The organism is Prosthecobacter debontii, from assembly GCF_900167535.1.
Classification (GTDB): Bacteria; Verrucomicrobiota; Verrucomicrobiia; order Verrucomicrobiales; family Verrucomicrobiaceae; genus Prosthecobacter; species Prosthecobacter debontii.
In genome coordinates, this window is sequence record NZ_FUYE01000017.1 from 24642 (window position 1) to 50751 (window position 26110).

The 26110-nt window shown below is 56.7% G+C and carries 19 protein-coding genes; 4 read left to right on the forward strand and 15 right to left on the reverse strand.

Going from position 1 to position 26110, the window contains the following annotated elements; translation table 11 throughout:
* Positions 1-15 precede the first annotated feature (15 nt).
* From B5D61_RS20175 to B5D61_RS20200, 6 genes are all read right to left on the reverse strand, one after another.
* A complete protein-coding gene (locus B5D61_RS20175) occupies positions 16-396 on the reverse strand; it encodes a hypothetical protein (RefSeq protein ID WP_078815246.1) in 381 nt (126 codons plus the stop codon).
* 9 nt (positions 397-405) lie between these two features.
* Positions 406-1707, reverse strand: coding sequence for a hypothetical protein (locus tag B5D61_RS20180; protein ID WP_078815247.1), 1302 nt, complete (start codon positions 1705-1707; stop codon positions 406-408).
* A gap of 19 nt (positions 1708-1726) precedes the next feature.
* Positions 1727-2392, reverse strand: a complete 666-nt coding sequence (locus tag B5D61_RS20185) for a c-type cytochrome (RefSeq protein ID WP_176159560.1) — start codon at positions 2390-2392, stop codon at positions 1727-1729.
* 199 nt (positions 2393-2591) lie between these two features.
* Positions 2592-3218 carry a hypothetical protein gene (locus tag B5D61_RS20190; protein WP_078815249.1) on the reverse strand — a complete coding sequence of 209 codons (627 nt, stop codon included), beginning with the start codon at positions 3216-3218 and terminating at the stop codon, positions 2592-2594.
* 70 nt (positions 3219-3288) lie between these two features.
* On the reverse strand, positions 3289-4455 hold the full coding sequence (locus B5D61_RS20195; RefSeq protein ID WP_078815250.1) for an aminotransferase class V-fold PLP-dependent enzyme: 1167 nt from the start codon (positions 4453-4455) through the stop codon (positions 3289-3291).
* A gap of 37 nt (positions 4456-4492) precedes the next feature.
* Entirely contained in the window at positions 4493-5515 is a 1023-nt protein-coding gene (locus tag B5D61_RS20200) for a hypothetical protein (protein WP_078815251.1), read from the reverse strand.
* A gap of 128 nt (positions 5516-5643) precedes the next feature.
* Between B5D61_RS20200 and B5D61_RS20205 the strand changes: the two genes are divergently transcribed.
* Positions 5644-7494, forward strand: a complete 1851-nt coding sequence (locus B5D61_RS20205) for a GreA/GreB family elongation factor (protein WP_078815252.1) — start codon at positions 5644-5646, stop codon at positions 7492-7494.
* 68 nt (positions 7495-7562) lie between these two features.
* Here B5D61_RS20205 and B5D61_RS20210 read toward each other — a convergent pair whose 3' ends face one another.
* Positions 7563-8915, reverse strand: a complete 1353-nt coding sequence (locus B5D61_RS20210; protein WP_176159561.1) for a caspase family protein — start codon at positions 8913-8915, stop codon at positions 7563-7565.
* A 104-nt stretch (positions 8916-9019) separates the two neighbouring features.
* On the opposite strand from B5D61_RS20210, the gene B5D61_RS20215 reads away from it, so the two are divergent.
* Entirely contained in the window at positions 9020-9859 is an 840-nt protein-coding gene (locus B5D61_RS20215) for an NlpC/P60 family protein (protein ID WP_176159562.1), read from the forward strand.
* 47 nt (positions 9860-9906) lie between these two features.
* A complete protein-coding gene (gene ispD, locus B5D61_RS20220) occupies positions 9907-10569 on the forward strand; it encodes a 2-C-methyl-D-erythritol 4-phosphate cytidylyltransferase (protein ID WP_176159563.1) in 663 nt (220 codons plus the stop codon).
* A 4-nt stretch (positions 10570-10573) separates the two neighbouring features.
* Here the strand turns inward: ispD and B5D61_RS20225 are convergent, their stop codons facing one another.
* The 4 genes from B5D61_RS20225 to B5D61_RS20240 all read right to left on the reverse strand — a co-directional run bounded on the left by B5D61_RS20225 (position 10574) and on the right by B5D61_RS20240 (position 15701).
* On the reverse strand, positions 10574-11911 hold the full coding sequence (locus tag B5D61_RS20225; protein WP_078815256.1) for a Gfo/Idh/MocA family protein: 1338 nt from the start codon (positions 11909-11911) through the stop codon (positions 10574-10576).
* A gap of 101 nt (positions 11912-12012) precedes the next feature.
* Positions 12013-13548 (reverse strand): PTPDL family protein, encoded by a 1536-nt coding sequence (locus B5D61_RS20230; protein WP_078815257.1) that lies wholly within the window; start codon positions 13546-13548, stop codon positions 12013-12015.
* A 118-nt stretch (positions 13549-13666) separates the two neighbouring features.
* The gene (locus B5D61_RS20235) at positions 13667-14686 is read right to left on the reverse strand and encodes a dihydrodipicolinate synthase family protein (protein ID WP_078815258.1); all 1020 of its coding nucleotides are present in this window, start codon (positions 14684-14686) and stop codon (positions 13667-13669) included.
* Positions 14673-15701: an NAD-dependent epimerase/dehydratase family protein gene (locus B5D61_RS20240; protein WP_078815259.1), complete on the reverse strand. Its 1029-nt coding sequence runs from the start codon at positions 15699-15701 to the stop codon at positions 14673-14675. Before B5D61_RS20240 ends, B5D61_RS20235 begins: the two co-directional genes overlap by 14 nt.
* A gap of 129 nt (positions 15702-15830) precedes the next feature.
* On the opposite strand from B5D61_RS20240, the gene B5D61_RS20245 reads away from it, so the two are divergent.
* Positions 15831-16250: an exosortase system-associated protein, TIGR04073 family gene (locus B5D61_RS20245; protein ID WP_078815260.1), complete on the forward strand. Its 420-nt coding sequence runs from the start codon at positions 15831-15833 to the stop codon at positions 16248-16250.
* Positions 16251-16360: 110 nt separating this feature from the next.
* Here B5D61_RS20245 and murJ read toward each other — a convergent pair whose 3' ends face one another.
* The 4 genes from murJ to B5D61_RS20265 all read right to left on the reverse strand — a co-directional run bounded on the left by murJ (position 16361) and on the right by B5D61_RS20265 (position 26074).
* Positions 16361-17764, reverse strand: coding sequence for a murein biosynthesis integral membrane protein MurJ (gene murJ, locus B5D61_RS20250; RefSeq protein WP_176159564.1), 1404 nt, complete (start codon positions 17762-17764; stop codon positions 16361-16363).
* 24 nt (positions 17765-17788) lie between these two features.
* Entirely contained in the window at positions 17789-19306 is a 1518-nt protein-coding gene (locus tag B5D61_RS20255) for an OmpA family protein (RefSeq protein WP_078815262.1), read from the reverse strand.
* An 81-nt stretch (positions 19307-19387) separates the two neighbouring features.
* Entirely contained in the window at positions 19388-19861 is a 474-nt protein-coding gene (locus B5D61_RS20260; protein WP_078815263.1) for a c-type cytochrome domain-containing protein, read from the reverse strand.
* A gap of 111 nt (positions 19862-19972) precedes the next feature.
* The gene (locus tag B5D61_RS20265; RefSeq protein WP_078815264.1) at positions 19973-26074 is read right to left on the reverse strand and encodes a transglutaminase family protein; all 6102 of its coding nucleotides are present in this window, start codon (positions 26072-26074) and stop codon (positions 19973-19975) included.
* Between the last annotated feature and the right edge of the window lie 36 nt (positions 26075-26110).

A 26110-nucleotide genomic window follows, 5' to 3' on the forward strand; every position in this document is an offset into this window, starting at 1 on the left:
CCAGTGGGCAAAAAATCAGTTCGCTGGGGGAGGGGTAGCGGGAGCAGCAGGGGCTGCTTCCGGGGCCGGAGCGGCGGCCTGCTTGAGCTGGGTTGGAGAACCGGGCACCACTTGTGTGCTGGCGGCGGCAGGCTTGGCCTTCAAGGCTTCCATCGTCTTAGTGAAGATGGCAGCTTTCTTGGCAGGATCATTGAGACCCATCTTAGCGACGATCTCGTTCTGAGCCTTGAGGATTTCTTCTTTGTTCTCGAGACGCACGGAGGCACGTGGGTCCTCTGCGCCAGGATGGGCGAAGAGACTCTGAATCACAAAGTAAAGAACAGCAAAGCTGAGGAAAGCGCCCAGAACCCAGAGGAAGGTGGCGCCAGCTTTCGAAGATGGAGCGGTCGAAGACATGAAAGGGAATCAGTTGATAACGTTGGCGGATTCCAGCAGGCGAGGGTCGCGGCAGGGATACAGGCTGTTACGGGAGAGGCTGCGCAGGAAGAGGAAGCCGACGGTGCCGACCACAGCAGCCAGAGCCACCACATCACCCACCCAGGCACCACTGACCCACCAGCCGAGGCCGAGGGAAGGGCCACGCTCAGGGATCACGTTCCAGTAGATGTCCACCATGTGCATGAAGATGACCCAGAGACAGATGGCGCACATCACGATGGGGTTCTTCTTGCGAGGCTGAGAAAGCAGGACCACGAACGGAGCGATGAAGTGGCCGATCACGATGAAGATCGACACCCAGCGCCAGCCTTCCGTGTTACGGGTGAGGTAGAAGCGGGTTTCTTCCGTGATGTTGGCATACCAGATCAGGAAGTATTGGCTGAAGGCGATGTAAGCCCAGAAGACCGTGAAGGCGAACAGCAGCTTACCCATCAGGTGGTAGTGCTCTTGAGTGACCACCTGCTTCAGGTAGCCGAGGCTCTTCAACCAAGTGACGAGCAGGATCGTGAGGGCCATGGAGGACCAGGCGCAACCCGCAAAGATGTAAACACCCCACATCGTGGAGAACCAAGCGTAATCCAGGGTCATGATCCAGTCCACCGCGGCAAAGGTGACGGTCAGGGCAAAGAACAGCAGCCAGCGGCAGGAGAACTGACGGGCCTTGATGGTATGCTTGATGTCACCATCCATATCCTGTTTCACCGACTTGCTGCGCAGGGTGCGAGCAATGTGCCAGAGGACGAAGAAATAGAACGCAAAACGGAAATACCAGCCGTTGATGTTCAAGTAGCCGAACTTGCTCACCAGGACGTGCAGGTGGCCGTTGGATTCGGACATGTGGTGCAGCGCATCTTTGACCGTCTGACCCGCTTCGTGAGCGTGATGAGCAGCCTCGCGGTGGTGGTTCATCCACTCATAGAGGTGAGTCTGCACACTTGGGATCAGCAGGGGAGCGCCGAGGATCGCCAAGGGCAAGATCATGTTGGCCAATTGCTCCCACAGGCGGCGGATGGCCACACCCCAGCCGGAGTTGGAGGCGCTATGAAGCAAGATCCAGAAGCAGCCACCGCAGATGAAGGTGAAGGCGAAGAAGAAGGCAAACAACCAGCTGTAAGCAAAGGTGTCTGGATGGGTGAAGAAGAAGTAAACGGAACCGAGAATGCCGAGTAAACCGGCAGTGCCAAAAGCGCCGATAAGCTTTCCGCCTTTGGCTGGTTCGAATTTCTCACCGCCCTGGGGCAGATCGTTGAATGTGACGTGGTGACTCATGCCTTGGAAATGCCTTCTTTTACTGGACGGAGACGTTGTTTTCCTTCACGGCCACCTGCATGGCGCGGATGTAGGCCACGATGGCCCAGCGGTCTTGGACGGCGATGTTGCCTCCGTAGGAACCCATCAAACCCTTGCCATGAGTGATGACGTCGAAGATGGCGCCATCGGCACGGTAGGCGGCGGCATTGTTGGTGTCAGTGCTGCCAGCCTGGTGGAAGTTGAAGGCCGTCATGATGCCATACTTGGAGGTGATCCCTTTGCCGTTACCGGAGGTGCCGTGGCAGATGGCGCAATTGATGTTGTATTTCAGCTCACCGCGCTCCAGGAAGGCCTTGTTGACGGTGATTTCCTTGGGCATCCCGTCGCCATAATAGTCACCGACTTTGCCGGTGCTGTAGTAGTCCAGGCCGTTGGTGAAGCCGAAGGTGGCGGGTTTGTAATCTGGGGAAGAAGCGGGCTTGCTGGGGATCTCGAAGCCCATCGGGACGGTGTTTTTCACTGGGCGGCGACCACCCAAACCATCGGCAAAGAAGTCACTCTTGGCTTGGTATTTCACCTTCGCCTGGTGGTCCATGTCCTGGAAGATTTCGATCGGGGGTAATTCAGACTTGCTGCCACGTGTGCCAAAGGCGGCGACGACGATCGCGGCGACAAAGAGGTAGCTGAGGAAGAAATATTTCATGGAGCGAGCTGGCAGCAATGCCTGATCAGAGCTTGTGAAAAATTTCACAAGCATGCGAAGATTAGAAACTAGACGTCACATTGCAAGGACGATTTCGAAATTCTCAGGACCTTGTTTTGCAAAGGTGACGCTGAGTTCTCAGGCTTTCGCCAGGACTTTCGGTCGTCTGCGGATGTGAGTCTTGAGCCTGGATGCGCCTTTAGCGGATGATGAGCTTAAAGGCGGCCTGTCCCTGCTGGTCCGCAGGGGTGGAGATGAGGAGTTGTCCCAGGTGATGGCCGCTTCTCCAGGGAGCGGCATTGATCGGTTTGATCTGCAGGAGGTAGGCTCCAGTTCCGGCATTGCGGAAGGTGGTGATGTTATTGCTGAAGGGTGCGGTCTGCCCAGGCACCTCAAAGTGCTGCATGATCGTGAAATGATCCTTGGTCAGCTCAACCACAGGCCACCCGGCGCAGGTGACGACGACGAGGAGATTGGCCGGTTGGGTGTTTCCACTCGCGGCCATGCCCTGAGAGGACTGGATGCTGACGGTGAGCAAGGCCCCGGCAGGGGTGGCTTTGGGGCCGGGAAGGGGTTCAGCGATATGCGTGGAGACAGGTGGAACGGGGGGTTCTTCCTCAGGCTCGGGGGCTGGTGGAGCAATGGGCAGCCGGACTTGAGGTGCGGTTCTCTCTGGTGGCTTGGGCTTAGCCTGGGGGTTGGATTTGGGCGGTGCCGGGCGGGTGGCTTTCGCAGTGGGACGCGAAACCGGAGCCCTTAGAGCTGCTTTTTTCGCGGCAGTTTTGGGCGTTTTACCGGAGGAGGCCTTGTCGCGAGTTTTTCTCATTTCGAGTTAGGCTACGCGAAAAGGCCTGGAAATGTCGAGCTTTGTCTTAGGTGCCCCGCGGCACTCCGGATCACACCTCCGGCGTGGCGGCGATCGCATCCACGACGTGATCCATCTCCATTTCGGTATTGTAGAAGTGGGGGCTGAAGCGCAGGTAGGCCTGGCCCTGGCGGTCATGGCGCAGGGAGGTGCTGATCTTCTGGGCGGAAAGATGCTCGTGAATCCTGGCCAGGGATGGTCCGTGGGAGTCATCGCGCCAGACGGTGGTGATGCCGGAGGCGTTCAGGCCCGTGGTGGGGCCGAGGAAGTGAAACCCGAGCGGCTCCAGCCTCTTGACCAGCCGGGACTTCAGGCGCAGGAGTTGGGCACTGATCTGGGCGATGCCCTTTTCTTGGATGAGCTCCAGCCCCGCCTTCATGCCGAGGATCCCCGCCACATTCAGCACGCCGGGTTCGTAACGGCGGCCGCCTTTTTCAAAGGCGATTTGCTCCTGAGCGATAAAATTGGGGCTTTGGACGTTCCACGAGCCGAGCAGGGTGGGGCGCAGCTTTTCTTGCACTTCTTCACGGACATAGACGATTCCCGCCGCCATGGGCCCGAGCATCCACTTATGAGAGTCGGCGGAGAGAAAATCCACATAATCCACCCGGGTTTCAAAGGCACCGATCGTCTGGATGGCATCCAGGCAAAACAGGACGCCGCGAGAGCGCAGCATCTGCCCGATGGCATCAATCTCGAGCCGGTAACCGCTCAGAAAGTGGCAGGAGGCCAGAGCGACCAGTTTGGTCTTTGGCGTGAGCAAGGAGGCGACCAGTTCGGGAGTGATGGCCCCAGGGGACTGAGGTTTGAGCAGCTTTACCTCCACACCATAGCGGGCCAGATCGGTCCAGGGATAGACGTTGGCGGGGTAGTCATCCTGGTAGCAGATGACTTCGTCGCCGGGCTGCCAGTCCAGGCCATTGGCCACGAGGCTCAGCCCCAGGGAGGTAGGGCCGAGGAGTGAAATTTCACTGGCTTTGGCCCCGATCATCTGGGCGGCGACGACGCGGGTTTCATTGACCGCCCGCCAGGCCTCAGGGAACTCCTGCATTTGGGTGCAGCTCTTCTCCAGGTAATCTTGCATCACCTGCGTGACGCGGCGCGGCAGGATGGTGACTCCGGCATGCGCGAGGAAAATGCTATCGAGAGCGACGGGAAACTCGGCCAGGCGTTCGGCTTCGGTGGAATAGAGAGACATAAAATCATCTACGTCTCTGATCTGCGGCTGTGCAAGATTATGGCGCGGGCGGCACCGGGGCTCCACGATAGATGCCATCGAACCAGCCACGTGGGGTGAGCTTTTCGGCATGGTCGGTTTCTACCACGAGATAACGGCCGATTTTCGTGAGGGTGATCTGTGGCTGTTGATCGCCGGTAGTTTGTTCGGTGGCGGGAAGGGTGAATTTAGCGGTCAGCCGACCATTTTTCTCCTCAGTCAGGTCCGCTGCGGCTGCCGTGGCTTCTACGGTGGTGGCTTCATCGCCCTCAATGCGGAAACTGGCCAGATTCAGCCGCAGTTTGCCATCGGCCCCGAGGCGAAGGCTGGCGTGCCCACCGCCAAGATCATCGTATTCCCCCTCCCAGCCGAGAGCCGTCTTAGCATCCGGCTGGGTTTCGACAAAGTAGTAGCCGCGGGCGGTGGCTTGAGCGGCCCAGACCCAGTCGGCCGAGTTTTTTTCAGAGGTGCTACCGGCTTTCGCGGCCCCCAGATTGGAGGGAGAGAGGGCAATCCAGCGCTGGCGGAGGCCGGGCCACAGCTCCTTCCAGAGGTCTAAGGCTGGCCGATCTCGGCGATCCCAAACCTTGGCCGCATTTTTCAGGGAGGCCTGGAGACGTTCGTCCGCCGCCTGGAATTCCTTTTTGGCCAGTTGCAGCAGCTTGGATTCATTCACGCGGCGGTAGCTGCCGTTGATCCCTGCATCCTGAGGGGCTTTCTGCTGCGGTTTGTAGTCGATCTCTAAGCGGGAGTCGGTGATCTTGGCCACGAAAAAGGTGCCTGGGCTCTCACCCTCCCCCACGATGCGGGCAAAGGCCATCTCTTTGCCCTGACGCTGCCCTTGACCGCGCCACTCGTTGAGGGAGCCCGGATCACCTGCCAGACGGATGGTGATGCGGTTGCTGCCGAAATCTCCGCTGCTCAGCGTCGCGTAGCGCTTGCCGCTTTCGTCGTAATAAATCTGAGGTTCGCCAAGAGTCTGGCCGACAGCACTGGCGCTAACGTAGAAAAATAGAGCGAGGCTGAGGGCGAGGTCACGCATGGCAGGATGACACCCTGAATCCAGGCGTAAGGCAAGTGGGATGTCGGGGGTGGTGGAAAAGTCCAGCCGGAAAGCCGAGCAAAGGTTTCCTTTGCGACCGTGGCCGAACTCGCTAGCATCTACATCCCATGAATTCTGAGGTCCAAAACTTGGTCGCGGCGGGTAAACTGACCGCCGCTGACGGTGAAAAATTGTCAAAACTCGAGCCAGGCACCTACTGCCTGCACAAAAGCTGGGGGGTGGGTAAAATCGCTGAATGGGACCTGATGGGGGACAAAGTGATCTTGGATTTCGAAGATAAGGCTGGTCACGGCCTGAAGATTTCGTTTGCCGTCACTTCCCTGGAAATTCTGCCTGCGGACCACTTGCTGGCACGCCGTCACGCCAATCTGGGCGAGTTGAAATCCATGGCGAAGGAAAATGTGACCGCTTTGATCGAGCTGGCGCTGAAGTCCTCCGGCAACTCCATGTCCCTGGACGATCTGGAGCGCCTGTTGAAGCCCCGCATCGTGGGAGAAGGGGAATACAAGAAATGGTGGGAAGCGGCTAAGAAGACCTTGAAAGCCGCACGCCACATCGTGGTGCCCTCTAAGCGCACCGAGCCTCTGGTGCTGCGTGAAAGCGGGGAGAAACCCGGCGGCGTGATGGTGAAGAACTTCCTGGCCAAGCGGGATCTGAAAGGCAAGCTGGCTGTGCTGACCCTCATTCAGAAAGATCTGGACCTGTTTGAAGATGCGGCCACAGAATTGCTCCCGGTCTTCCAGGACATTTCCGATACCGTCCGCAAAGCCTGGAGGCTGCACCTCAAGGACAGTCTGCAACTTCTCTTGGCGCGTGATGAAATCATCGATGCCATCGAAGGGGCCTCTCTGCCCATGGGTTCCATGAAAGTGGCGGACCTCGTTTGCGAAGCGAAACCTCTCCTGGCCGAAAACATCGGCGGACTACCTGTGGGCCAGCTTGGCCGCATGTATCGTGCCTTCCCGGAAGCTTTCCCTGAGCGCGTGTGGGTGCCTGAGATCCTCAACCACCTCACCCGCACCGGGGGCCGTGCGGTGGCTGAAATCGCCGTGGTGCTGGATTCCAACAATGAACTGGATGTGCTGACGGAGTTCCTCAAGAAATCCGTGCGTAACCGCACCCTCAGTGCGGATCTGCTCATCTGGATCTGTAAGGAGCGCAAGGGCTTGGCCGCCTCCGTTTTCAGCATCGATCTCGGCAACGCGATCCTGGATGCTTGTGAAGATGACCATGTGCAGGGTGGGCCAAAGCGCACGGGCCGCCTCGGAGACATGCTTTCCGATGACAAGACCCTCGTCCACGAATTGGTCGTGGATACGGACGATGAATCTCTGCGTAACTTTGCCAAACGCATCATCAACACGGCGGTGTTAGACGAACTCACTCGTCGCTCCCTCATGGCACGGGTCATCAAGGCCCGCCCTGAGATGGAGGCTCTGATGGCCGACAACGCCGAAGCTCGTGAAGACAATCGCCTGATCGTCTCCTGGGATAGCCTGGAGAAGAAAAAAGCCGAGCTGACCGAGCTGGTGAACGTCAAGATTCCTCACAACAAGCATGAGATCCAGATCGCTAAGGAAGAAGGTGACCTTCGTGAAAACGGCGGTTACAAAGCGGCTCGTGATCAGCAAGCCGTGCTGAACCGCATGAAGGATCAACTCGAGCGCGAAGTCGGTCTGGCTCGTGGCACGGACTTCGCCAATGTCTCCACCGAAAAAGTCGGCGTCGGCACCATCGTGGACTTCCAGGACGTGGCGACGGGTGAAACCGAAACTTACACGATCCTCGGTGCTTGGGATGGTGACCTGGATAAGAACATCGTGTCTTATCTGTCCGAGATCGCCAAGGCCCTCATCGGCAAAGCGGTCGGAGAAGAAGCCGACCTGCCTAGCGATGAGGGTGAAGCGCGTAAGGTGAAAGTCCTCGCGATTCGCGCCTTCAATACTGGCGCAGCGTAAGCTGCCGATCCTGGATTCGATTCAGTCCCACGTTGAGAGGGCGGTGCTTCGGCACCGCCTCTTTTCTTTTATTTCAGTTCCTTCAAGGCCGATTGGGCCAGTTGGCGGGCCTTAGGTTGATTCAGTTTGAGATCACTGGCCGCTTCAAAATCCGCGCGAGCAGCCTCGATTTGGCCGAGGATGGCATAGGCGCGGCCTCGGTTATAGAGGATGTAAGCATCTTCAGGAGTCAGTGCAAAGGCGGCATCGAGTGACGCGATGGCTTCTTGTGATTGATCGAGAATGATCAGCGCATCGCCATGACGATTGTGGGCTTTGGCGGCAATGCTTTTGTAACGCTCATGGTTAGGTGGGAGGCAAGCTGGGAGAATGCGTAACAGGTGAGCACAGGTGGTGGCTGCCTCGTCGATTTTCTCAGAGGGTTCTTTGGCATCCTTGAGATCATCCTTCACCTGATCCAGTACAAGCGCGAGAGGAGCCTCGGCATAGTCTCCTGGGCCTTTGGTTTCGGCCAAGGATTCAAGAGCATCCAGACATTCTTCGGTCATCCGGTTGGTAGCGAGTTGCATGATCTGAGCCAGCGTAGGGGGCTCCACAGGTTCAGCTTTTACCATGGGCGGGGAGGGAGCTTCAGAAGCGAGAGCTTGCCCCGCGAGGTAGATGTCTTCTCCGATCAGGCGCGAGTATTCGGCTGGGATTTGGCCGCCCTCAGACCGCTCAAGCACGGCCGCGCGTGTGCGTTTGAAGACCTGCTCAATGGTGAGGCCGGGGATCTTCATGTGCCGAAGCAACTCCTCCGTGTATAACCCGTGAGCGCCTTCCCCATCGAGCGCGGTTTGGCCGGCATCGGTCGCAAAGGCGATCAGGGATCCCGCAGGTGGTTTCATTTCGACAAGGCCCCCGCGATCATTGGCATCGCGGGTGCGCCCTGTGCGGGCCAGGGCTGTGGTCCGGCAGGCATCGAGGATGATCAGATTGCAGCGGGCTCCTCCACTGCACATGTCTGCGACAGCTTGCTCGACATTGAAGAGCCGTGTCTCGGCTAGCATGCGCAGAGTAACGTCATCTGCTCCCTCCGGGGAGTAGCCGGACTTGAGGGGGATCAAGTAATTGGCCCCGCTGACTTCGATGCCGTGCCCCGCATAGTAGAAGAGAGCGACCTCGGCTTCAGAGAGAGTTTGGCGAAAGGACAGCATTGCTTTCAAGAGATCATCTCGTTTCAAGTCATGCTTCTCAATGACCGTGAATCCGAGCTCTTGGAGAGCTTTGGCGACGGCTTTCGAATCGTTGACCGTGTTTCTCAGAGGCCCCGCCTGCTGGTCATAGCGGGCATTCCCGATGACGAGAGCCGTGCGAAGCGGGCTTTCGGCGGACAGGAGACAGGCCGTACCCAAAAGCAGACCGAAAAGGAGACGGGTCATGACTGTTCTTGGAGAGATTTCTGAAGGGGGTTTGCAAGGTCTGAGCCGGCACATTATGAAAGTGGCCTGTTTCGGGAGCAAGCCTCACTTATCTTTGACCTCTTATGCTTATGCGAAAAGCCTCACCCGCTCTGCTTTTTCTCGGTCTTGTCTTGTTAGCGGCCAGTTGCAGCACACCGCAGAGGAGGAAGTCCCCAGAGTTGATCCCGGGCGAGGTGGATGCGCTTTCCCAAGTTACACCGACGGAGGCTCTGGCGATTGCGGATCGCTACGCACGACACGCTTGGAGACCCTTTGCGCGCAATATCTTGCATGGTCCTGATGTGTCTGGAGTGCTGGTGCATACGCCCGACGTCAGTTTGAAGGACCCTCCTGAGCGTCCAGGGTGGTGGGTGCCTGGGGAGATGAACCTGGGCATTCCCTACAAGTGGGGAGGCTTTGACGATCCAGCTTCCTTTGACCGCGCTATTTCTGAAGGGTTGGCGGCGGGGGATGTCTCGTCTCCGGCGAAGCGACGAGCGGATAATGCGGGGGTGAGCCAGCAAGCGACAGGCGTGGACTGCTCGGGTTACATTTCGCGCTGCCTGAAGCTCCCTTCCGTGCTCGACACCTCGCAGTTGCCCTCCGTCTGTCGTCCCATTGAAGCACGTGATTTACGCCCAGGGGATCTCTTGAATATCCCCCGAGGGCATGTGGTGCTGTGTGCAGGGTGGGCGCGGCCGGATCAAAGCTGGATCTATTATTATGAGACCGGTGGTGGGCCGGACTATTGGCGTCCGGGGCTGAAAGAGGCCCCCCTGAACGCCATGCTGGAACTGGGCTATCAGCCTCTGCGTTATCGAGGGATGGCCTATGAACCGACGACATCGGGTAAAGAGGTACTGACGAGGTCCATTCGGTCAGCTGTTCTGAGTGTGCCTCATCCGACGGTGGGCGAACCTTGATGGCGGCGCTTGCGACTCTGTGGAGACCTCGGCATGTTGGGTCGTTTATGACTTCGGCCATCATCGTCGCCGCCGGCAGCAGCCGGCGTATGGGATTCAATAAGCTCCTGGCTCCGCTCGCGGGGATGCCCGTGCTTCGGCGCACGTTAGGCCAGTTTCAGGCCTGTGATGAGATTGGCGAGATCATTGTGGTGGCGGGAGATGAAGTCGCCTTAGCGATCCAAGACTGGCGTGACAGTTTACCCAAACTCAATGCCGTCGTGGAGGGCGGGGCAGAGAGGCATTTTTCGGTCTGGAAGGGGATTCAAGCCTGCTCGGGTGAAGCTGAAGTGATCGCCGTGCATGATGGTGCCCGCCCTTTGATCAGCCCTGCGCAGATCAGCCGTTGCATCCAGGCGGCCCATGAAAAGGCTGCGGTGGCCTGTGCTCGGCCCATGACGGAGACGATCAAGCGCGTGGATGTGGAGGGGCACATCACGGAGTCTCTGGACCGCAACGGTGTCTGGGTGATGGAGACGCCGCAGGTCTTCCGCAAGGAACTGCTCACGCACGCCTATGAAACGGTGCTGCGAGATGGAGCGCTGGTCACGGACGAGGTGTCCGCTGTGCAGCACATCGGGCAGGGGGTGTCTGTCGTGGAAAACACCACCCCCAACCCGAAGATTACTTTCCCCGCTGACTTGACTCTGGCGGAGCGGTTTCTGGATTGATGAATCAGATCTCTGTGCCTGGGCGATACTTGCGCTTCACAAAGGCATTGGCGGCCTCGCTATTGGAGATTTTCAGCGCCGGGGCATCCCAGTGCAGTTCTTCATTCGGGAAGATGCTTCCAAGACATCCGAGCAGCACAGCCTCGGTCAGAGGGCCGGCGTAGTCGAAGTTGGCGGAAGGTTTCTCGGAACCGCCTTTGAGGCAGCAGTCAATGAAATCCGCCCAGTGATCCCGTGGCTCCAGTTTAGGGTATTTGAAGCCGGTAAACTTGTCTCTCGGATAGAGCATGGGGGTGCTGCCATGAGGTGAGAGCAGGACGCCCTCGGTGCCGATGTAAATGCTGCCTTGGCCGGGGAATTTAGCTGGATCGGCAAGCGCCATCACCTCAGCAGGGGGACGAGCGTTGCCATCATACCAAGTGACTTTAACGGTATCCCCTTCGGTGCGGGAGGTGCCTTTGAAGGTGTATTCCACGATGGCATCAATGGCCCAGTTCGTGTCATTGAGCGGCGCGGGACCATGTGATTTGACGGCGATGGGGGCTGCAAGATCGAGGGAGCGGAACCAGCCGCTGAACATGTGGCAGCCCATGTCACCGAGCGTGCCGGTGCCGAAGTCGCGACGCTTACGCCAGTTACTCGGGTGGTAATAACCCGCGATGTAAGGGCGGTCGCTGGCGGTGCCTAACCACTTTGGCCAATCCAACTCAGCCGGGATGGGATCGGTCTTTTGGGGGACGGGTTCCATGTCTCCCCAGAACTTGTTGGAGAAGGTGTGCACCTCCTTCACTTTCCCAATGGTGCCTTGATGGATGATGGCCACGGCTAAACGCTCGGTGAAGGAAGAGGAGACCTGAATGCCCATTTGAGTCATGACGCCGGTTTCACGGGCTTTGAGCATGAGCTGACGGCACTCGTAGAGATTCTGGGCCAGAGGTTTCTGGCCATACACATGCTTGCCCAGTTCCATGGCTTTCAGGCCGATGGGGCCATGCATGTGGTCGGGGGTGGAGACGTTGACGGAGTCAATGTTACCCGCCTCTTTTTCCAGCAGTTCCTCCCAGTGCTGATAGCACTTCACGTGCGGCCACTTTTCCTTCACGCGGGCGAAGTTTCGGGTATCCACATCGCAAACAGCGGTCAGCTCCCACATGGGGTGATTGGACATGGCGTTCATGTCACTCCAAGACATACCAGCGGCACCGAATGCGGCGTGTCTTAACTTGCCGTTAGGTGAGGCGGCCCGTAAACCGGAAGTCACGAACGGGGCTGCGAAGAACGTTCCGGCTGCTTGAGTGAGGAAACGACGCCGAGTCTGGGTGGAGGTGGATGGCGGTTGCATGGTGAAGAAGACCTTACGTAACGGTTTGGAGGGATCTTAGGGGCAAAAGAAAACCGGATCTCTTGGGGAGATCCGGTTTGGTCAGAGACGATGGAGTGAGCTTACTCAGCCTTCTTCTTTTTGAAGGCTAAGAAGCCGAACAGAACGAGCAAAGCCCCCATACCGATCATGATGAAGGTCTGCACGCTGGTGCCTTCTTCCGCTGGTGGCACATAAGCCTGGGCAGGTGCTGGGGCTGGATAGGGAGCCTGGGCTGCGGGCTGCTGCATGTTCGGAGGATTCACCGCTGGAGCCGGCGCTGTGACGGGGCGAACCGCCTGTGGAGCGACGCCAGGCTGTGGTGCAACGCCAGGAGCGCCTGGGGCAGGGGCAACGGTGGTGCCCGGAGCCGCGGCCATGCCAGCCGCTGGTGCAGCGGCGGCAGGTTGAGCGGTCCCGTTGGCCTCTGCTAGGATTTGAGCCACACGATCATCGACGGTTGTTGTTCCTGCGCCTCCTAATGCTGAAGATCCACTGGTGGCAATCTGACCTGCCGCGTTTTTACGCATGATTTCACCATACAGAGCCAACAGTTTGGCTTTCTGATCGGCAACGATGTCACGGTATTCGTTTACAGTGCCGAAAGCTTGGATGCGATTGAATGCCGCTGCACCAGCTTGGTAATCACCCTCGCCAATCTTACGATAGACGGCGACGAAGGCTTCGTTGCGGGCTTTAATATCTTCGAGATTTAAAGCTCTTAACCGAGCGCTTTCCGCAGTGACCTGTTTTTGGGCTGACATGATCCCTTGAGAATCGTATTTGTAAGGCTCCATCCAGCGGACGCCGTTCTTTCGTTGAGCGTCGTAGTCGGCACGCCATCTGATTTTTTCGGCATCGATGGCGGCCTTTGTCCGGCGCTTCTCGTCCTCTTCGAGTTTAGCGAGGTCTTCCGTCTGCCGCTTGAGAAGGGCGGGTTGTTCGCCTGCCATTTTGGTATAATAGGCTTCCAGCTTATCCAAACAGATCAATGCGTCTGCGATGACTGCAGTATAATAGGAAGAAGCAATGTAGCTGGGGCGATTTTTGATGAAACGATCATACACACGCAATGCTGCTTCCCACTCGCCACGCGCCATTTCTTCCTGCATCTCTTTATGCAGCTTGAAAGCTTCAACGTTGTATTGCTCACCCTTGGCTTCTGTCGCAGTTAACCAGCGCCCTTCGAGCTTGATCTCGCCGTTCGAAACACGCTTTTTCTCCTCCTGGAGGGTTTCGATCATCTTGTCCACTTCCTCAGCTTCCGGGGTGCCTGGATACTTGTTAACAAAGGGACGCAGACGATCTTGAATCAGCTGCTCGTATCTATCGGCTGGAAAAAGGTCTGGGGTGGGAAGGAGTTTTTTGAGCTCGATTAACTCCAGCTCTTGAGGAGTCTGTTTGATGATCTCCTGGATGTCGGTGCGGGGGAAATCTTTTTCGTCCCAAATTTTCGGGGTCAGGCGGTATCTCATCCGCACGGCCGCAGGATTCTCGCTCAGAATGTTACCTTCCAATTTGCTGCCGTTTTTGAGGATCAAGATATCGGCGTGGAGAAAGGACGTGCCGCTAAGGAACGCCAGCAAAGGCAGAGCGATGCGGGATCGGCTAAGTTTCATGGCTGAGGATTTAGAATAAGGAAGGAGTTATGATGAAAGGCAGGAAATCCCTGCCGAATTAGCGAATTAAATCTGGATTCCTTTCGGGAGTAAAGATTGAATCCACCTGTTTTGTCGCTCAGCGCAGCCATTCATCCCGATACTGGTCGATGAAATCGTCATCATGGAGGTGCGGATAAGAAGCGTAAACGCGGTCGATTTGCTCTTTTTGTCCCGGGCTGAGTCCTTCCTGAGGATCCAGACACCAGATGCCTTCCAGCAGGCCTTGGCGGCGGAGCACCTCGTGCAGTCCTGCAATACAGCCTCGGAATCCATGGACGGCATCGAAGAAGGCGGCGTTGGTATCAGTGACCTGGGTTCCGAGCCGAAGGAGATCCGGACTTGCAGGTTCCCTCTGGCAGCGCTGAAGCAACTCCACCGCCTTTCTCGTCCAGACCGACCAATGACCTAATAAACCACCGATGATTCGACGTGTGCCACCACCCACTTCGAAGGGCGTGATCAAATCAGCCACGATATTATCGTCATTGCCTGTGTAGAGAGCAATGTCGGAGCGGCCTACTTCCGTCACTGCCCGGATAACATCCAGGGTTTGATATCGGTTAAAGGGAGCGATTTTAATGGCGACGACGTTTTCGATTTCGGCAAACCGCTGCCAAAAAGCATGTGAAAGCGTGCGGCCTCCGACACTGGGCTGAAGGTAAAACCCGATGATGGGGATAACCTCGGAGACGGCCTGGCAATGCGCGATGAGTTTCTCCTCCGAGGCATGTGCGAGAGCCCCCAGACTGAGAAGACCGGCATCGTATCGGTATTCCAGGAGGAGGGCTGCCTCTCTTGTCGCCTGAGGTGTGTCACCACAGATCCCCGCGATGCGGGCCAGGGGACGAGACACACGATCCATTTCCTCGGCGGCGAGGGCCAAGACGGGGCTGAAAAGACCGACACCAGGATCACGAATGGCAAACTGTGTGGTGTGGACACCGACAGCAAGGCCGCCTACCCCTGCCGCCACATAGTAGCGAGTCAAGGCACGCTGGCGTCGCTCATCCAAGCGCCGTTGTGCATTGAGGGCCAGCGGATGGGCGGGGATGCACAGACCTTGATGCAGGAGGGCGCGGATTTTAGAAGTGTCCATCGCGGGTTTCAAAATGAGTGGGTTTGCCGAGAGAGACGCCGCCGTGAACCACCCATTGGGCGGTGGCTTCGATCATCTCATCCAAGGAGGTCTCGGGCGTGCCAAACCAATCGTAGGAGCGTTGGGCATTGAAAAGCCAGGCGGTGCCACTTTCCTTGCCGATGATCTGAGGAGCCTTTCCCATCCGTGCGCCGAGTTTTTCGGCCAGCTCTCGGATCGAAACGCGCTCCAGGCCGGTGACGTTTAAAATCGCGGGCGGAGAACTCATGCGATTGAGGCACTGGATGGCCCGGGCATTGGCGTCCCGCTGCCAAATGACGTTGGCGTAGCCCATCGTCACATCGACAGGCTCATCTCGAAGGATTTTCTGTGCTACGTCATGAATGACTCCATATCTCAGATCGATGGCATAGCTCAGCCTGAACATGAGGATGGGGGTATTGTTTTGGAGCGCGTAGTGAGTGAAAATGCGCTCACGCCCCACGCATGAGTTGGCGTAATCCCCGGGAGGCCCCAGCCGATCGGTTTCCTGAGAACCTCCGCTCTCAATCGTCGTGAGGGGATACACGCAGCCGGTGGAGAAGACGACGATCCGTGAACGAGCATAACGCTCGGCGACCAGGGCGGGCACCAGGGTATTCATGACCCAGGTGAGCTCGGGGTGATCGTCCGTGCCGAATTTCTGCCCCGCCATGAAGATGATGTTGGCGGCATCGGGGAGGGCTTGGAGTGCGGCACGGTCCAGCAGGTCACAGGCGAGGGTGTTGATGCCGTGCTGGCCTAGGTTTTCTCGAGCTGAGGCTGAAGAGAAGCGGGAAACGGCATGCACCGCCCGGTGAGGGTGACCCATTTGATCTAATCCTCGCCGGATCATCCTGGCGAGCGTGGGGCCCATTTTTCCACCTGCACCCAGGACCATGAAATCCCCCTCCAACTCACGCAGAGTGTCTATAACTCCCGGCGTGGGGGTGCTCAGATGGTCTTCCAGTTCAGCCTCGGTCAGCAGTGGTTTCATGGTCGGCCGGTATCCATATCACGGCCCACTCGTGAAATGTGCATTCTTTTGTCACGACAATGCAGCGAAAAAAAGTGAGATTACTTCTTGCCAGGTCAGCGCCAGATTTGGTAACTCTTCTCAGACCGCATGAAAAATCGCATCGCTCTCACTCTCCTTTCTGCCCTCACGCTCTGCGGCGTTGCTTTCGCAGATATTCAGTCCCCGCCGGGACACCACTACAATTGGAGCCGCAAGCTCAGCCGTGGGATGAGCAATATCCTTCTGGGGTGGACGGAGCCCTTCAGCGTGTGGCGTTACACGGTGGAGTCTGACGGTGCCAATGCCGCTTTCACCGATGCTTTCGTCGAGGGTATCAAGCGTTTCACGGTGCGCGCTGGCTACGGCGTTTACGAAGTCGCCACCTTCCCGCTCCCAACTTGGAAGCTCACCTATCGTCCGCCCTACTATCGTAAGGCTCAGATTGATCCATGGTGGGGTTACACCGAGTTCACCCCAGAAATGGGCTTCTCGTCCATGTATGATCACAGCCGCACCCAAGGCTGGTAATTTGACCTCGAATTTCCTTTGAAGATTCAGGCGCAGATCGAAAGGTCTGCGCCTTTTTGTTGGTCCTAAGTTGTGACGGTGAGCCTTCAACTCCTGGGATAAGTTTACCTTCAGGCCTGCACCGATTTTAATTTCACTCGTATCTGCCGCAGAACATACGAGCAGACCACCAGGGCGGAGATCATGTGGACGAGCACTGTGGATAGCGCGATGCCCGACGCCCCCATCCGTTGCATCAGCAGCCAATTGAGACCTGCATTGCTGAAGAGGCCGAGCACGGAAATCCAGATGATGAACTGCGTTGCCTGCATGGCCACGACCACGCGTGAGGCGAGGCTGCTGACGATGAAAAAGGGAATCTGAAGCGCCGCATAACGCAGCACCTCCGCCACTCGCTCCGTGTCCGATGCCGTGAAGGAGCCTCGCTCAAAAAGCAGACTGACGATCCAGGGAGCCAACCCGTCTAGGAGCAGGGTGGCAGGCAAGGCTAGAGCCAGAATCAGACCTGCGCTTCTCAGCAGCAGCTTACGTAATCCGAGCCAATCTTGATGAGCCACCTTGTCCGCAAAATAGGGGAATAAAACATCGCAGGAAGGGGAGACGGTGACGGCGAGAATGATCCCGCACAGTTTCTCCGTGTAACCGAGCACCGCCACACTGCCTGGAGACAGCCATGCCGCCATGGTTTGATCCACCACCACGGTGCTGCTGAAGATACCACCGGCGAAGAGGAAGTGCGTCGTGTTGCGTGCGATGTGCCGCAGCTTGGGCTCCCAGAGTCGCAGGCAGCTCTGCCAAAAGTGCGTTTGCTTCGGCATCGCACGTAGCATGACGATGCTGAGGATTGATAGGTGAAGGATGGCCCCGATGACCGTGCCTTGGACCAGAGTGTCAACGGTGGAGCCTTCGGCCCCATGAATGAGCAGCATCCCGATGATGGTGAAAGGAATCACCATCGGGGAGCTACTGGCAGCGATGAAGTGTTTATCCGCACGCAGCCACGCACTGAGTTGGTAGCTCATGCCAAAGCAGACCATGAAGGGGAGGAGATGCCGCATCAGGTGCACCGCCAGGGCCTGCTTCTCATCATTAAAGCCTCGGGTGGCCCAGTTGATGAAGGATGGCGCGATCAAGTAACACACCCCGGCGAGCATCAGCAGGGAGATGAAATGCAGACCGGTGCTCTGGACCCCGAGCCGGAGAGCCCGATGTCGGCCTTTTTGGTGAGCGATCTGGGTGTAGGTGGGAAGAAAAGCTTCCGGGAGTCCGCCTCCCGCCAAGGCCGCCAAAAATGAAAGCAGCCCGAAGGCCACTAGGAAGGCATCCAGGGAATCTCCCGTGCCGAAGTGGTGCGCCACAGTGGCGTCTTTGATGAAGGATACCCCCTTGGACACCATCGTCAGCACCGCCACGAGCATGAAGCCGGACACGATGCGCGAGCCGACTCCCAGACGAAAGAGTTTCCGAGTATGGTCGAGCAGTTGGGAGAGCTGATGTCGCAAGCTCTCCACCATAATCCTCATAAGGTCTGGCGGATACTAAAAATCGAGATAGATCTCTGCCCGGCGATTTTTGGACCGCCCTTCGGGATCGTCAGAGCCATCGGCTTTTTGGTTCGGGCTCAGCGGCTGAGCTTTGCCCAGAGCGGTGGTCACTACCTGAGATTCCGCCACGCCCATGGCAATGAGCTGCTTTTTGACCGACTCCGCACGCGTTTGGGAAAGACTGAGATTGTAGGTGTCTGTTCCTTTCGCGTCCGTATGGCCTGCGATTTGGAGTTTCTTCGAGGGGTCAGACTTCAGGAGGCTGGAGACGATCTCCAATTGCTTGAGGGCACGCGGATGCAACTCCGCTTGGTCGTATTCAAAGTAGAGGGCCAGAGACTCACCGCCTTTGGGATTGCTCACGATCGGCGTGTAGGGCACGCCGAGTTTGGTGGCGGAAGACGCGAAGGAACCGAGAATTTCAGACAGGTTAAGCCCGACGATTTTCCAAGGTTGATCGACACCACTGCGCTGCATTTCCAAACCGAACTCCGTGGATTGTTGCAGTTTCTGGGATTGAACCTGAGCGATGATCCAGGACACCTCGGGATTGGCCACCGTGATGATGAGGGGTTTGCTGGGTTTCAGTTCATACTCCCCTTCTTCGAAAACGATGCAGAGTCCGATCAAACGTTCAGCGGGCACTTTTTTCGGGTCCACATATTTACCTGCGGCTTCAAAGTCGTGCTTGAGCAAGGCACGCACAAAGTCGCTGCCAAAAGTGAGTGCATCGGGCATTTCCTCGACTTTGAAGAGAGGATTCTTTGACGCAGGTTTAGCGGCGGGCACCATTGGGGCACCCGCTGCGGGAGCGGCTGCTGAGCCTGCGGTGGCAGCCATGGCTGGAGTGGAGGACGCTTCAGCGGAAGTGGCAAGCGCTTGCCCCAACTCAGCAGGCAGACTGAGGCTGGAAATTTTCCAACCCATGTCGGTGTCACGCTCAATGTCCAATTGCAGCCGCACGGGGTCGCTCTTGCCCGGCAGCATCAGAGGGATCGAGAGCCGGGTTTTGTTTTCCACGAGGCCCAGAAGTTCCACCTGATCTTCCTGTCCGACCTTGGCTTTCATGCCCTTGAAGATTTTCTCAAAGACTTCAGCCGCCAGCTTCGCCTGATCTGGATCCGCCGCTGCGGCCAAGTCTCCAGCGCGCTTGTAATCGCCAGCATTCAGACTGCGCACCATTTCCTTGCCCAGATCCAAGGGGCGGGCAAAGCCGAAGCTCGGCTTGGCGGGGGCAGGCGGAGGTGTCGGCGCTTTAGGCGCAGGCTTGGAGGTCGCAGGCGGAGCAGGGGTGGCAGTGACTTCTTTTTTGGAGGCTTCTGCGGGTTTGGCAGATTCCGCCGCAGCTTGTGCAGCTTTCTCTTCGGCGGCCTTTTCCATCTGCGGCCGGGTAATGAAGAAAAAGATCGCAGCGCTGACCAAGAGAGCCAGAACAACAATGACGACAGGTAGGACGCCTCCAGAGCGGAGAGAATCCGCCCGCGAGTGACGTGGGGAATAAGAACGGAGCATGAGGGGAGACAGGCACCTGCCAGCAACAAAGATGCCACGCGATATAACCTTCCTTCAACCAGGAATTTCAAGCATGCAGTTTCAAGGAGATCCCGTATTCAAGATTCCCATCGGTCCGGTAGGCCAAGTGGCTCCTTGGGCGATCCAGCGCTCCAGCAGGGCAATTTCCTGCGAAGTCAGCCGTTCACCCACGGGCGGCATCTCTTTGAGGGATGCATGAGCGGAATCCAGACGTGTGAGGAGCGGACTGGTCTTGGGCTGGCCGGGGAGGATGAAAGCACCCAAGGTGCCCGTGCGTTCGGCCTCAGCCCGGCTGGCCAAACTCATGCGTCCTGGTTGAGCGGTCTGATTATGGCAGGCGGCGCACTTGGCTTCGAGAACGGGTTTGACGTGCCGCACGAAGTCCACCTGCCCGGTCAGCGCCTGATCGAGCGTCTGGGTATCCAGCACGTTTTGCCCACGGGGACGAGTTTCCGAATCCTCTGGTGTGGTCCCGCAGCCGGGGATGAGCGCTAGAGAGAGCCAGGCGCAAAAAGACAGGAGATGAGTGGACATGCCTATGTGCTACCACGGTCCCCGTTTGAAATCAATCTGCGCCCGAGTGGGGGACTTGGGAAATGAGCTTCACGGATTGTCTGGAGGGATGGTGTCTCGTCGAATTGTCGTTTACTCAGCGGCATCGAGTTCTTGTAGCATTTTCACCGCCATCGGGTGTTCGATCTCGTCGTGGCAGTATTGGGTGAAGGTTTTCAGATATTCCTTGGCTTCGGCTTTTTTCCCGAGTTCCCAGAGTGCTTTTCCAGGGCCCCAGTAGTTGGAGTAATAGGTGGGATACTTCTGCGTGAGCTCAAGGCCGCTTTGGCGGGCCGTTTCCCAATCTTGTTTTAACAATGCCACGCTCATGGTGTGGACCAGTCGGTCATGAGGTTCGGGATAAAACTGGCTGACGAAGCGGGACCAGTTGTCCGGCAAAAGCTCCGGTTGTTGGAGAACCCCGGCCAGACGCACGGCGACCCGCACGGAACTCGTGTCGTTCCCGCACCAGCTCGAGTGGACGGCATCGCGGAGAGCTGTCTTCGCGGCTTCGACCGCCAATTCCAGTTCCACCTCACGCTGGCTTTTTTGGAGGGCAGGGATGACATAGTAGAGATTGCTGGCTTCAAGCATGGCGTCTGTGCCGAGCGCATCGAGAGCCTCGTTGATTTCCCGAGCGCCACCTTGATTGAGCATGCGCTGTAAATGTAGCTCACGTAGCCGTTGTTGGACGCCAGGGGGCTTCACTTGTTGGATGATGCCCTTGATGTCCTGTGAGAGACCGTTACGCATCGCCGTGTGGGCTTCCCAAGCACGGATTTCGGCATAGGTTCCTGGCTGCTTGGTGGCGTCACGCCAGGGTTTGAATTGCGTGTTTAAGTAGTCGCGTTCGGTGGAGTTGTCTGAATCCACGTAGTTGGCGCATAAGTTGACGATCTGCTGTTGAGTTTGGTCATCAGTCGCCGCCTGCATAGCGGCTGCAATGAGTTCGCGGCGCATGTCCCAAGTAAGAGCCGGACTGTATTCCGCACATGCGGTGGCAAGGAAATACCAAACCTTCAGACTGCTGCGCTCATAGACTCCGTCAGCGACTGCTTGAGTGATCCATTGACGATAGTGGGCTGAACCTAAGCGGCTGTAATCCGGAAGTCCCCAAAGGGGCTCGGGGGCACTGGCTTCAGACTTGGGGGTGCTGGCCCAATGCTTAGCCACCACCGACGCCATGGCCTGATGGATCGGCTGCAACTTTTTAGCTCCGCGAATTTGTTGGGCGATTTCTAAGCGTAGCGTTTGCAGGGCAGAAGCCTCAGTGCCGATCCCTTTGCGAAGGTTTGCCAAGGCATCACTGACGGCCTGAGTAGCTTCAAAATTCCCATGAAGAATTGCCCGAGTGACGATGAGGTAGGCGAGCAGGCGCAGTTGTTGAGGATCGTTCTTTCGAGCCTGTTTTTCGAGTAAGGGACCAAGATGAGACGGGGACTTTAAGTCGAGACCGAAGACGGCATCGAGTGTTTCTAGGAATCCTAAGGTGAAGGGGCTGATCTGAGTGTCAGATAGCTTATGACGCCAATGCTGGTATTCTGTGACCGCATCCATATCTGCGCAGGCCAGACAGGCGATGCGTAAAGTCGCGTCTTTAAGGAGATCTGGTGCGGAGGTGTCTTCTAAAATAGCGTCAACGGCTGCCAGCACTTCCTTTTGGGTGATGGCTTGGGTATGCAAGTGCATGTTCAAGCCGGTGGCCCACCATCGGGCCCGCTCGTCTGAGGACAGTGAGCTCTCTGACGCGGCGAGATAATACAGTTTAATGGCCTCAGCTGTCGTGTGCTCTTCAGCTGCGGCTTCGAGCGAGGCTTGCAGTTCTCCTTGATCGATATCGTTCAGGCTTTTGGGGGAAATTTCGTTATACCAGGAAGGTGCATGTTTCGTCAGCCAGCGCTTGATCGCTTGGCTGAATTGCTCTTCGGCCGCATAGCTGTGGAGGAGGGTCGAGAGCTTCTGCCGTTCCGTCTCATTGATGATGATGGCGGGATGTTTGAGTTCCCGTTCCAGCAAGGGGATGATTTCGGCTCCTCGATTTTGAGTGTGAAGCAAGCCTGCCAAGGTGGTGATCGTGAGCGCCCGCTCGTTTTTTAATTGGCTTGAGAGGAGGTCATTCTCCAGATGTTTGATCGCATGGGGTTGCTCTTCTGGTTGCTCCTTAGCGAGGGTAGCCCAGAGGCGGGACATGACGAATGTAATGGCATGCTCGTCCTGCGGATGAGTTTCAAAGTAGTCTTTGATCTGTTTCAGGGCAGCACCAGGAGCCCCGGTGTCAATGTAGCACATGGAAAGATACATGCTGCGTATGCGCCCCTGTTCTTCCGTCACCGGAGCCACGGCTTCCATGGCTGCAGCGGCAAATTTGAGCAGGTCTTGCCGATGGGCGGAGTGAGTATCTCCGAGCCTATAAACGCTCATCCATGCCAACTCGATCGAACGAGCAGGAAGCCAGCGGCTACTGTGGACCACCTGGCGGTATATTTCTCCCACCTTCGTGATGTCTTGATCTTGAATCGCCTGTTGAAGGACGGCACCGGTGTCTGCGATATCCTGAATCAGGGGCTCGACTTCGGTTTCTTCAATGTCTAGTTTCTGTCGAAGTTCTTTCCACTGGGGCCACCACGAGGGAGTGGTTTTCCAACGTTCCAAAGCGCCCTTTTCATCTTTGGCAAGGGCCAACCATTCGGTTAGGGTGTCGGCCATGGCACTGTTTTTAAGCAGGAATTCCCGGTTGGATTCGACTTTGGCTAGAACCTTCAGCGCATTTTGAGGCTCTCCCATTTCCAAATAAATTTGGGCGGCTCTCGCCAGACCATCTCCACTGCTACCGTAGGTGATGAGCTCTCCTAGTTGAGACAATGTGGACGCGGCCCTTTTCCAGTCTTTAAGCTTTTCATAACAGTTGGCTTCACGCTCGAGGGCTGAGGGTCGGAAATCCTGCGGCATCTCCTTATCCGCTAAAATCTCTGCATAGATCGCCGCTGCGGCTTGCCAATCCTGCCCTCGATTTTCAATCGTGCGCCCATGGAGGAACTTGAGTTCAAAGTAGTTATCATCACTTTTAGGCAGGCTCTGCCCGAGCTTGATGAGCAACTGCAAGAGAGGAGAGGGGGCTGGAATTTCTTTGATCCGTTCGTGATGATCCAAGTAAGCGGCGCTATGCCACAGATAGCGGCTAAATTGCGAGTCAGGGGGATACGCTGTGACATAATGCAAAGCTAAGCGATGACCGAGGTCGGCGTCGATCACCTTGGCGGCTGCCTCATAGCGCTGAGCACACTCTTCAGCCGTCTGTGGCCAACCATCCGCAGGCGGAATGAGGGCGGTGTGTTCAGAGTTGGCTTTGAGATACTCTTGAAGTTCCTTTTGAAGAACCGCAGCGATGGTTTGACCTGCTAGGGCATTTTTTCCGTTTTGAAGAAGCTGTAAAAAGGTCTCGTCCTGTGTCTCAAATCCACATCCTTCGAGGGCTTGGATCGCGGCTTGAGCCCACTCGACATGTCCATCCGATGTCCAGCCTAAAGCCTGCCGCGCTAACTGTGTGAGGGCCGGAGCTGCTTCGTTATCGAAGGTCTGAATGACGGTTTTTAAAAGCCCGTTCAGCTCGTTTTCACGTTTGAGTTGGAAGAGAAGCTTGGCGGACTGTCTCAGCAGTAAACCACTGCTCTCCGCATCATGAAACTTCAGACCTGCTAAGGCAATGTTTAAAGCCGATGCTTCTTCTTTGAGCCCCTCAAGGGACAGTGAGAATTGGTAACTGGCCCAGCCTCGGCGATAGCCACTGAGTGAGTCGAGCTCGACGATGGGCTTCAACATCTGAATGGCTTCAGGATATTTTTTGCTGTCTTGCAGTACGGCTCCCAACATGTAGCGAGCCCAGTAAACCGTCTCCTCTTCCACCTTGGCGGAGGACTTCGTTAACAGTTCTCTCAGTGCTTTTTCAGCCTCTTCATTTTTGTTCTCTTCCCAATCGGTGAGCGCCAATCGTGCTCGTGCCATGAAGACCGTCAGCGGATCATTCGGAAAGTATTCCAGGGTTTTACGCAGTGCCGCTCGGCGGAGATGGCGATTGCCTGAAAGCGGATAACGCTCTTCGACAAAAGTGAGCTGTCCTTCACCGCTGGGCATCAAGGGAAATTTCCCCAATGAGATGCTGGACGCAGGTGAAGGGGCTTCGGCAACTTCAGCGTTACGGGTGAGCCAGGCGGGTTTTTGCAGCCAGTTTTGCAGGGATTGAGTGCCACGCCAGATGGCTTCGTACATGGTGGGTTCTACCAAGGCGCGGGTGACACGTGCCTCGTAATGCGGCATGCAGGTGGTTCCTTTGAACTCCCACCGTCCCTCGACTTCATAAGCGTCAGTGTGCAGATCGAAAGCAGAAGGGATGTCGGTCGCTGCCCAGCCCTCCGGCAGGGTGATGCTGCCTGTCACCTTCCAGACAACAGGCCACAGAAAGAGGGAGGATTCGCGAGTCTGGGCATTGCCCACGGAAAGAAAGACGGGACTACCCACAGGGAAACGCAACGGTTCGCGGGTATCATTGCCACTCGATTGGCTTGGTAAACTGAAGAAGAGCCGCCAAATGACATCGGTTTCTGGGTTGCCTAACTCGGCATCAATCAAGCGTGCTCCAGGGAAAAACGCGGTGAGATTGGGTTGAATCTCCCTTTTCAGTTCTGTGGAGTTTAACCGTTCGTAGTAGGCACGGTCTGTGGCAGCATAGTAATCGGTTTCTCTCAGTTCCAGCCAGCCTTCTAAAGAGCCATCTTCATCACGTGAAGCATCAATATAATAATGAACGCTGCTCGGCTGTATGCCGGGTGTCCGTGTCCACTCGACATCGTTCTCCTTGATGATGAGGACTTCTCGGTCGGAGCTAGAGGGGGCGAGCATACCCGGTTTGCCGTAGCGGATGGTCGGGTCTGAAAACTCCCAGCCAGAAGGTGTTTTGACGGCGACAATGGCGTGGTTGAAATGCCGGGTATCAGGGCTTCGGCGTTCGATGCGGCCTGCATGTTCCGTCTGAAGTAGCGCAAGACGAGCTTCAATACCGACTGAGCGAAGCAGCAAGGCGACCAAGTTGGACTTATCCTTGCAGTCCCCATAACTGGTCGTCCAGACCTGTCCCGGGGCACGCGGTTGATGAGCGCCCATACCGAACTCCAAACCCGTGTAGCGGACGTCTCGAGCGACGTGGCTGAAGATAGCCTTAATTTTTTCTTCGGAGGTGTTGGCTTGCTTTGTCCACTCTTCGGCGAGGGTTTTTAAAGAGGGAGAGAGTGTGGATCGGTCATCAAGCAGTTGGCGATACCATGTGCCAAAGGTTTCCCAATCTGGCAGCGTGGTTAAAAAGACGGCGGGACCTGTTTGGTCGCGTGGCGCACGCCCGGCTTCATAAAGCATCGCAGGAATGCGCTCCTTTTCGTATATCCAAGTCTGATATCCTGAGGACAAAGTGCTTTTCCTTGGGTTGGGGACGCCAGCCCCTAGCCGAGTTTCTTTCAGTCTGGTAGCCACAGATTCTGGCATATGCACGACCATTCGGGAGTGCCTCGTAGGCCAGTAAGCTCCCCAGATTTCCAGCGTGCTGAATTGGGAAGCCATGCGGGGGGCCTGATCTTCAATGACGACGATCACCTCACGAACCACACCAGGCTGCACGCGGGAAAAGATGAGGCGCATTTGCCCGCGATCTCCATAGACACTGTCCCCAGCGTCTGTCTGAGGAGACTCCATAATGATCCCTCGATCCTCCACGGGGAGTTCACTACCATCGGCTTGGATCGTTCTGGCCTGCACGAGATGAATTTTCTGATCATCCGTTCGATATTGATAGGTCTGTTCTTCCAAGGCTTGGCTGCCCGATTCAGTCAAAGCCTCTTCCACGTAGTGATACACGACAGTCCGCTTTCCAGCCTCATCCGTGTGGACGATGCTTTCATCGAGAAGAATGATCCCATCCTTATCAGGATTGGGATAGTCCCCACGCCTAGCCAGCACTTCTTTGAGAGGTGTTAATAGCGGAGCTAGCGAGGTTGCAAATTCGGGCGAAGGCTTCCGAGATAAAACAAGGGCCGGATTCGTGGGTCTTTCCTCACGAGGTTGTTTTTCCTGGGCCGCCGTATGAGTGACGAGAAACCCCGTTGAGGCTAATAAGCTTAAACAAAAATTCCATGTTTTCAGGCCAGACATGGCCGAATGAAAACGGGTCCATTTTTAAAAGGCAAC